The 7,333-nt window shown below is 57.9% G+C and carries 5 protein-coding genes; 2 read left to right on the top strand and 3 right to left on the bottom strand.

Features of this window, described 5'->3' with window-relative positions; translation table 11 throughout:
- The 3 genes from P792_RS28705 to P792_RS28695 all read right to left on the bottom strand — a co-directional run.
- Positions 1-992: Dyp-type peroxidase (locus P792_RS28705; RefSeq protein WP_035439907.1), on the bottom strand; the 992-nt coding region annotated here is incomplete at its 3' end.
- The gene (locus P792_RS28700; RefSeq protein ID WP_023978769.1) at positions 989-2,143 is read right to left on the bottom strand and encodes a YncE family protein; all 1,155 of its coding nucleotides are present in this window, start codon (positions 2,141-2,143) and stop codon (positions 989-991) included. The genes P792_RS28705 and P792_RS28700, both read right to left, overlap by 4 nt.
- Positions 2,144-2,151: 8 nt before the next feature.
- On the bottom strand, positions 2,152-3,588 hold the full coding sequence (locus P792_RS28695; protein WP_235075461.1) for a carbohydrate porin: 1,437 nt from the start codon (positions 3,586-3,588) through the stop codon (positions 2,152-2,154).
- Between the two features lie 428 nt (positions 3,589-4,016).
- Between P792_RS28695 and P792_RS28690 the strand changes: the two genes are divergently transcribed.
- The gene (locus tag P792_RS28690) at positions 4,017-6,440 is read left to right on the top strand and encodes a TonB-dependent receptor (protein WP_031240834.1); all 2,424 of its coding nucleotides are present in this window, start codon (positions 4,017-4,019) and stop codon (positions 6,438-6,440) included.
- A 306-nt stretch (positions 6,441-6,746) separates the two neighbouring features.
- A partial coding sequence (locus P792_RS38845) for a TonB-dependent siderophore receptor (protein ID WP_035439905.1) occupies positions 6,747-7,333 on the top strand: 587 nt, incomplete at its 3' end.

Below are 7,333 nucleotides of genomic sequence, written 5' to 3'. Positions count from 1 at the left end.
GCCCGACGAAGAATTTGCGCGCCGCCATTCTCCTCTGGCGCTGCAAGACGGGCATGGGAGTTCTGGACAGTGACAGGGTTGCCGTCATGATCCTTCTGCGTAAGGGTCAAAGGCTCGAATTCGTCGTGTCCGCCAATGGGTGCCCCGCTGAGCTTCTGACGTCCCATCGTTTCTTCCTGGAATGCGACAGGTGTCCAGTCCCAGTGCTCCAAGGCAACACGAATGATACGCGCAACGAGATAGCTCCCCCCCTGCATCCAGGGGAGATCGCTGGCAGCAGCCCATATATATCGATCCGCAGTCTTCGGGTTTTGAGCATCGGGATTGATGGTCCCGTCCTTGAAGCCCATCAGATTGCGCGGTGTCTTGCCCTTGCCGAAATTAGGCAGGAATCCTGCCTGCGCCCAGCGCGGCGTGGCGATATCATAGGCCAGACGGGTCAGAATGCGCGAGGCGTGGAGTGTCGTCTGGGGGTCATCTGCGCAGCACTGCACGCACAGATCGCCACCGCTGCGGGCGGGCACAAGCTGATCACCTGTGAAGCGCGGCAGATCGGCCAGCGCCGCAGGGCGATGCGAGGCCAGACCGAAGCGGTCCTTCCCCTCCTTGATAAATAGTGTTGGCCCAAAGCCAATGGTGATCGTCAGGTCGCGTTGACCGAGGCCATCTGTCTCGTCTGAATCGACAAGACCCGGCATGTTCTTGCCTGCCATCAGTCTGTCGGCGGCCTCACTCCAAGCGCGTAGCATCTTCACGAGGGCTTCGCGCTTGTCTGTCGTCACATCGAACGTGATGAAATAGGCATGAGGCTGCTGGGGGGTGACGATGCCGGGTTGGTGAGACAGGCCGATCGCACCAGGCGATCGATCCCGCTCCTGATCTGCATGAGCTGCCTCTGCCCCTGCGACGGCGGGACACAGGCCGCCCAGGGCCACTGACCCGGCGAGGAAACGACGGCGGCGCAATGCGGGCCAGAACTTAGCGTCGGTCATGGCTGGCTTACATTCAACGTGTTCATGTCGTCCTCAACGTAATAGAAGCTCTTTCCATCGGGGGTCATGGCCAGACCGAACAGATCCCCATTGCCTGGGGGCTGCTGAGCCTGATCGGCATCCACCCACTGGGCGTAGATCTGCTTTTTCGTAGCGGGGTCGATCTCGACCACCTGCCCGTTTCGACCATTGGCAACCAGCAGATGATGGCCGGGCACCCAGATCATGGCCAAAGGCCAGTTCAGCAATCCGCCCTTGGTGATGACCCGCCCCACCGCATCATTGACGCGTGTCACCGGTTCCTCCCGCGTCAGGGCATTATCGATGGCCGTTACCTCGTTGTCGTAGCCATCAGTGACGTAGAGTGTGCCATCGTCATCCAGCGCGAGCCCGGTCGGGCCAAACAGGAAGTTGTCGCGATCGGCACGGGCAGAAAATCCGCTGGCCACAACGGTCTGCTTGTCGATTACCGGTGGCCCACCTGCCGGGATACTGAGTTCCAGGCGCAGCACCGTCGCTTTCTGCAGGATCGGTGGATAATTGGTTTTGGGATCCACGACATTCGGGCCGGGCAGATCGAACCCGGTCATGGAAATAAAGAGTGTCGCCTTGTCGCCATGATCGACACTGGCAATATCCCCCCAGGGTGCGTTGATCAGCGGTCCTTTCCATGTCGTGACGAACTTGCCATTCGCATCGAGTACAATCAGACATCCATCACCCTTGGTGGTGGTCGTGCCATCCTTGCTGGGGGCACTGCCGACGATAATCCAGCCCGATTTGAGAATGGTCAGCGCCGTTGTAAGGCCCACACCGCCGGGGCAGGCAGCGAGATTACTCGGAAGATTGGCAAATAGTCGCGCATTGCCGGTGATGGGAGAGTAGGCGACGATCGTGGTGCCTGTTCCCTGCAGATTGCTGATGTTGTTGAAATTGGTGACGAGCACCTCGTTCTTTTTCAACACGCCCATATCCTGTGGCACAACCACAACGGCATAGGGGTTGAGGTCGCCATTCCCGGGGCTTGTCGAAGCCAGCGTCGTATGGCGGTGCAGGGTTTCCAGAAAGCCCTTTTGCTCGGCGCGGGCATGTTGGGGCGCCGAGGCAAGAGCCAGAAGGGCAAGAGCAGTGCAGGACAGACGGGGCGACATGGTGTTCCTCAAAGCGCAATATTGGTGCGAAAGCCGAACACGAGTTCGTCTTTAAGCCGTCGATCCGGATGGGACGGATTGGGAATGCCGCCACCAGGATTGAAGATGTATTGAAAATCGGGCTGCCACTGCATCCAGCCGGTAAACTGGTACTGGTAGGTCACCTCGACATAGGTTTCCCCGCCCTGGGTTGGGGAATAGGCACCTGAATAGCGCCTCACCGCCCGGTCATAATTGGCCAGCGCACCGCTTACATGGGTGTAGCCCATGCCGATACCGAAGGTATCGTCTGTGCGGTACGGAAGCGGGTCATTGAATGTCAGGCCGAAATTCAGGCTGAAATCGATAGGCACACGGTCCGATTGCGGGGCCCCCATCGCACGTCCGAAAATGCTGATGGTTCTGTTGGGATCGGTATGGCTACGCCAGATCATCTGATCCATCACGGCGTAGAAGCTGAATGCCCCGCGATGGGTGAGCGCCGTACCGTTGCTGTTCGGTGAGGCCAACGGTATTCCGGAGTTGTCCCAGTACTGGTCGGCAAATGGCTCGGAATCATACCACCCGCCGATGCGATAGACGTGAGAGAGTGGCTGAACCTCGTCGGGTGACACCATGGCCCCCAGAGCGGGATACACATATTGCAGTTCGGCAATCGCCATCACACCGCGGTTCAGCGGGAAGCTTGTGCCGGAAGGATTGGTCATCTGAGGATCGCCATCGCGGCTGCGGGTCGGGCTGCCGCTATACACACCGCCAAGCAGGTAAAGTGGTGTCGCAAGCCAGTATTTGCCTCGCACACCCAATGCTGAGAGCGGATAGGCGGGGCCACCGCCTGGCAGATCGGCCGAAGGGAGCATGGGCCAGCCGAACATCGTGTTGGCAAACACGAGCGCGTTCGCACTCACCATATATTCTTGGTCGAGGCTCTGCTGGCCTATCTTGATGTCGAGCTTCTGCTGGTCGAGGAACTTCTGATCATACCAGAGTTCCCACAGACGCGTGGCCCGGTCGGCCTCGATCCCGCTGACCGTTTGCAGGGCCATGAGATTATCCGCGCTGTAATTGCGGCCATGGATCTGCTCCATGCTCACATTAAACGTACCGCCATACCAGCCCATGGCGCGCTGCGTATCGACCTGCAGCACTGCCACTGTGAGCCCGTTATAACCCGCCCCACGATGACTGCCGCTCGTAGGGTTTCCGAAAACTTCCGATGTCTCCTGGATGGCGAGAACAGCACCGTATTTGCCCAGCTCAGGGCGCAGACCCCACATATTGCCAAGCAGATTGGAACTCCGCCGCCAGTTGGAAAGGAAGCCGAACACCCCTGCCGAAGCCTCATCACCCGCCTCAGCAGCATTACCAAGGTTCACAGGCGGCGGGACGGCGCGGGCGGCCGTCGGGGCGAAAGCGGATACGAGGCCAATACTTGCCCCCAACATCTGGCCCCGCCTCGTTTTCGGCAGACGACCCCGAGCGGCCTTGAATTTCAGCATACTACCCTTCTTCTCATAATAGTGAGAATCGTTCGCACATGAATAGCAGCAATGTTTTGACATGGATCGTTAATAAGGATGTATGACTGAATTGTGAAGATTGACTATTTATAACGAGAAATGTTTTTTGGATCTGTTCAAATTATCAGACATAAATACAAGTAAAGCTCGATCAGTTCTCGTCACTCCGTCAGAAGTGCCGAAGCGAGATTTTGCGCAGGCTTCACTGTGGGCGTGCGACGCCGGATCCATGCTTTGTTATAATATATCATTTTACACAAAACGTCAGACTTCCTAACCAAGCGATCGCATCTGCCTCTCACGATATCCCATGCTGACCTCTGCGTTGGCAGGGCTCTACCCGGAACAATCGCTTGTCCAAACGATCCCGCCTCCTCGCCTCTTCCTTGCTCTGGTCTATCGTTTCCCTGGCCGATCCTGCTTTGGCTGACGCGACAAAAGATGAGTCGGTCCGAGGCAAGGCCGAAAGGCCAGACGCAGAACGTGAGACGCCCGGAAAATCGGGAACGGGCGATAACGGCCCCCATACGCGCGCCGCGAGTCAGCGCCATGAAACAGTCACTGTGCGTCATCAGCGCAGTAACGCGGATGGAACCTCGGGAACGACGCCGGGGGGCGGCATGATGCCCAACCAGACAGCCCCCCACACGCGCAGCGGATTGACGCGTGATTTCATTGCCCGTCAGTCGTCCACACTGTCTCCTGTCGCCATGATCGCGAGCCTTCCGGGTGTGGTTTATTCAGGCAATGACCCTCTTGGCATGAATGACGAGCAGCAGGGACTATCGGTGCGCGGTCTCGATCAGACCGAGATCGGTTATCTTTTCGAAAATGTGCCCGCCGCCCCCCCGTTATTCTTGACTCCCTACACCTCGGCCACGGCTGATAACGAAAACATCTCATCCATCACGCTCACACAGGGGGCGGCTGGCATAGACGCGCCGCTTTACAACGCGGTGGGGGGTGAGATCGCCGTTAAGATGCGCAAGCCTTCGGAGGAGGCGGGAGGCTTTGCAAGCGGCTCCTGGGGCTCTTTCAACCTCAATCGTGAATTCCTGCGCCTGGATAGCGGCCGGATCGGCCATACAGGCATCAAGGGTTTCGCCTCGTTTTCATACAGAGGCGCCGATCAGTGGCGGGGCGCGGGAGCTGGCCGCCGCTATCACACCGATATGCGCCTGCTGAGAGAATGGGGCGCGCGAAACAGCGCCTCACTGATTTTTTCCTTCAATCGCGACAGGGGTTTCTACCTGCGACCACCCACCCTCGCGCAATGGAATCAATACGGCACCGATTTCAACTATACAGGCAACTACAGGGCAGGAGACAGTAACTATTATCGCTTTCAGGAGAATGCCCGGGCCCAGAGCTTTGTTTCTGCCCCCCTTTCTCTTCACCCCGATCGCCATGTCACGCTCGATATCACGCCTTATTTTATCTATGTCTCAGGCTATGACAGTTACGGGACCAGTCTGAACCGTATTGGCAGCTATCAAGGCAACCGGCCTGCCGGGCCGCTTCAGGTCTCACCGTCACTGGGGGCCGTCATCCCGGCGGTCGCGACAGACACTTACAGGCAGTCCCATCCGGGAATGAACACAGCGCTTCATATCGACACCGGAGCCAACCGTGTGAGCCTCGGCTACTGGTATTCCTACTACGATTTCTCCAGTCTCTCGCGTTACGTCCTGCCTGATGCGCAGGGTGGCGTGCCGAGCCAGACCGGCCGTTATCCTATTCTTGCCGCCGATGGTTCGCCCCTTTCGTCCTATGATGCGCGACTGATGCAGCAGGTCAACGCGCTCTCGCTGACCGACAGGCTCTCGCTGCTCGATCACAGGTTGACGCTTTCTGCTGGCCTTCGCGTGATTATGGTGACGCGCAATGTCACCAATCTTCTGCCCGGGGCGCGCTATCGCAGCGGAGCAAGCTATGTCTCCCCCCTGCCCCAGATTACAGCCTCATGGCGCCTGAGCGATCATGACCAGCTTTATGTCAACGGAACCACGGGGTTCCGGGCACCCTCAGGCATTTCAAGCTATCAGGATCGCTTCAGCCTCTCCACAGGACAGCAGACACGTGTGGCCGCCTCGGATATCCGTCCGGAATATTCGATTGGTGAGGAGATCGGCTATCGACATACCGGGCTGGTCAATGTCTCGGTTGCGCTCTTCAATTACAACTTCACCAACCGGCAGGTTACGACCACGACCGTTCTAAACGGTGTCATGACCACTGAATCGATCAATGCCGGTGGCCAGACCGCGCGCGGCGCGCAGTTCGAACTTGCTATGAAGCCCTATCACCATTTCAGCCCTTATCTGTCGGGGCAATATATCCACGCGACCGTCGATAATAATCTGCGTTCGGGCAGTGACTACCTGCCCACCAAAGGCAAGACACCCGTACGAACCCCCACTTTCTCCGGCGGGCTCGGACTATCCTATGATGATGGGCAGATTTTTGGCCTGTTCAACGGCAGCTATGTCGGGTCCACCTATTCGACCTTCATGAACGACGAGAAAATACCGGCTTTCGCGACTGCCAATCTGTCTCTCGGTTACAGGTTCAGGCAGTTCAATGCCCTGCGTACGCCCCAGATCCAGCTTAATCTTATCAATCTCGGCCGGTCAGGTTATCTTTCAGGGGTTAATGGCGTCTCGCTCAACAGACGTGCCACACGCGGTGTGTATGGCACCATGATTGCTGGCAAGGCGCCGACCTATTTCGTGGGCGGCGGCTTTGCTGGCGTGGTGGCGCTCTCATCGGGCTTCTAGAGCTGCGATCAGGCCACGTATCCCCGATGAATTTTATTACATAAACGCATCAAAACACCCCTTCCGCTCTTTTAAAAAAACATTTATCGTTTCGATGGATCAACGGAAATGGGTCGAACCGGAAAGCCCTCTGCCGCGACATATGCGGCAGGATGCCCGCCAGGCTCATTCCCTGCCCTATCCATCTGCCCATCACATCACCTGACAAAGCCGGGGATATACAGGCGCGCCCGCTCGTTTTCTCACGTCTACATTGTTTCGATATCAGAATGAGAAAGTGCGCTTTTACGGATCGGAAGGACTTCGATGAAGAAAAGACTCGCCCTGCTGACCGTCTCTCTTGGAGCCATTACGGCTGTCACGTCAGCCCAGCAGGCTCATGCACAAGCCACTCATCCGACGCAAAGCCGGGCCAAGGCTGCAAAGGCAGCCCAAAAAACCGATACCAAACCCCACACAGCGCCTGCACGTCGTGCCCGGCCTGTCTCGGGAGAAGAATCCGTCATTGTGACCGGGACCCACGCGGTCAACCGCAAGGCCCGCGATAGCACGAGCCCCATCACCGTCATCAGTGGGGCCGAACTTGCGCGTTCAGGTCAGCTGAACCTGACAGACGCCATCACGCGGGTCTATCCGGCCATCAATATTCAGGCACGCGGGAGCGATACAGCCGCGCTTACAGGCTCGATCCGTATGCGCGGCCTCAACCCGAACCAGGTTCTGGTGCTCGTCGACGGCAAGAGACGGCACGTCACGGGCAATGTCGTCCAGAATCCCGGCCCCCAGTTCGGCTCGACACCTGTCGATCTCAACATGATCCCGGCCAATGCCATCGATCATATCGAGGTGCTACAGGATGGTGCCGCAGCGCAATACGGATCGGACGCCATCGC

It is taken from the genome of Asaia sp. SF2.1 (assembly GCF_000505765.1).
In the GTDB taxonomy this organism is placed as follows: Bacteria; Pseudomonadota; Alphaproteobacteria; order Acetobacterales; family Acetobacteraceae; genus Asaia; species Asaia bogorensis.
The sequence above is the reverse complement of the archived record's forward strand: the minus strand, read 5'-3'. Positions and strand labels throughout refer to the sequence as shown.

Coding starts and splice junctions, on each gene's coding strand:
- P792_RS28700 (WP_023978769.1), bottom strand. CDS start 2,143: ATGTCGCCCCGTCTGTCCTGCACTGCTCTTGCCCTTCTGGCTCTTGCC.
- P792_RS28695 (WP_235075461.1), bottom strand. CDS start 3,588: ATGTTGGGGGCAAGTATTGGCCTCGTATCCGCTTTCGCCCCGACGGCC.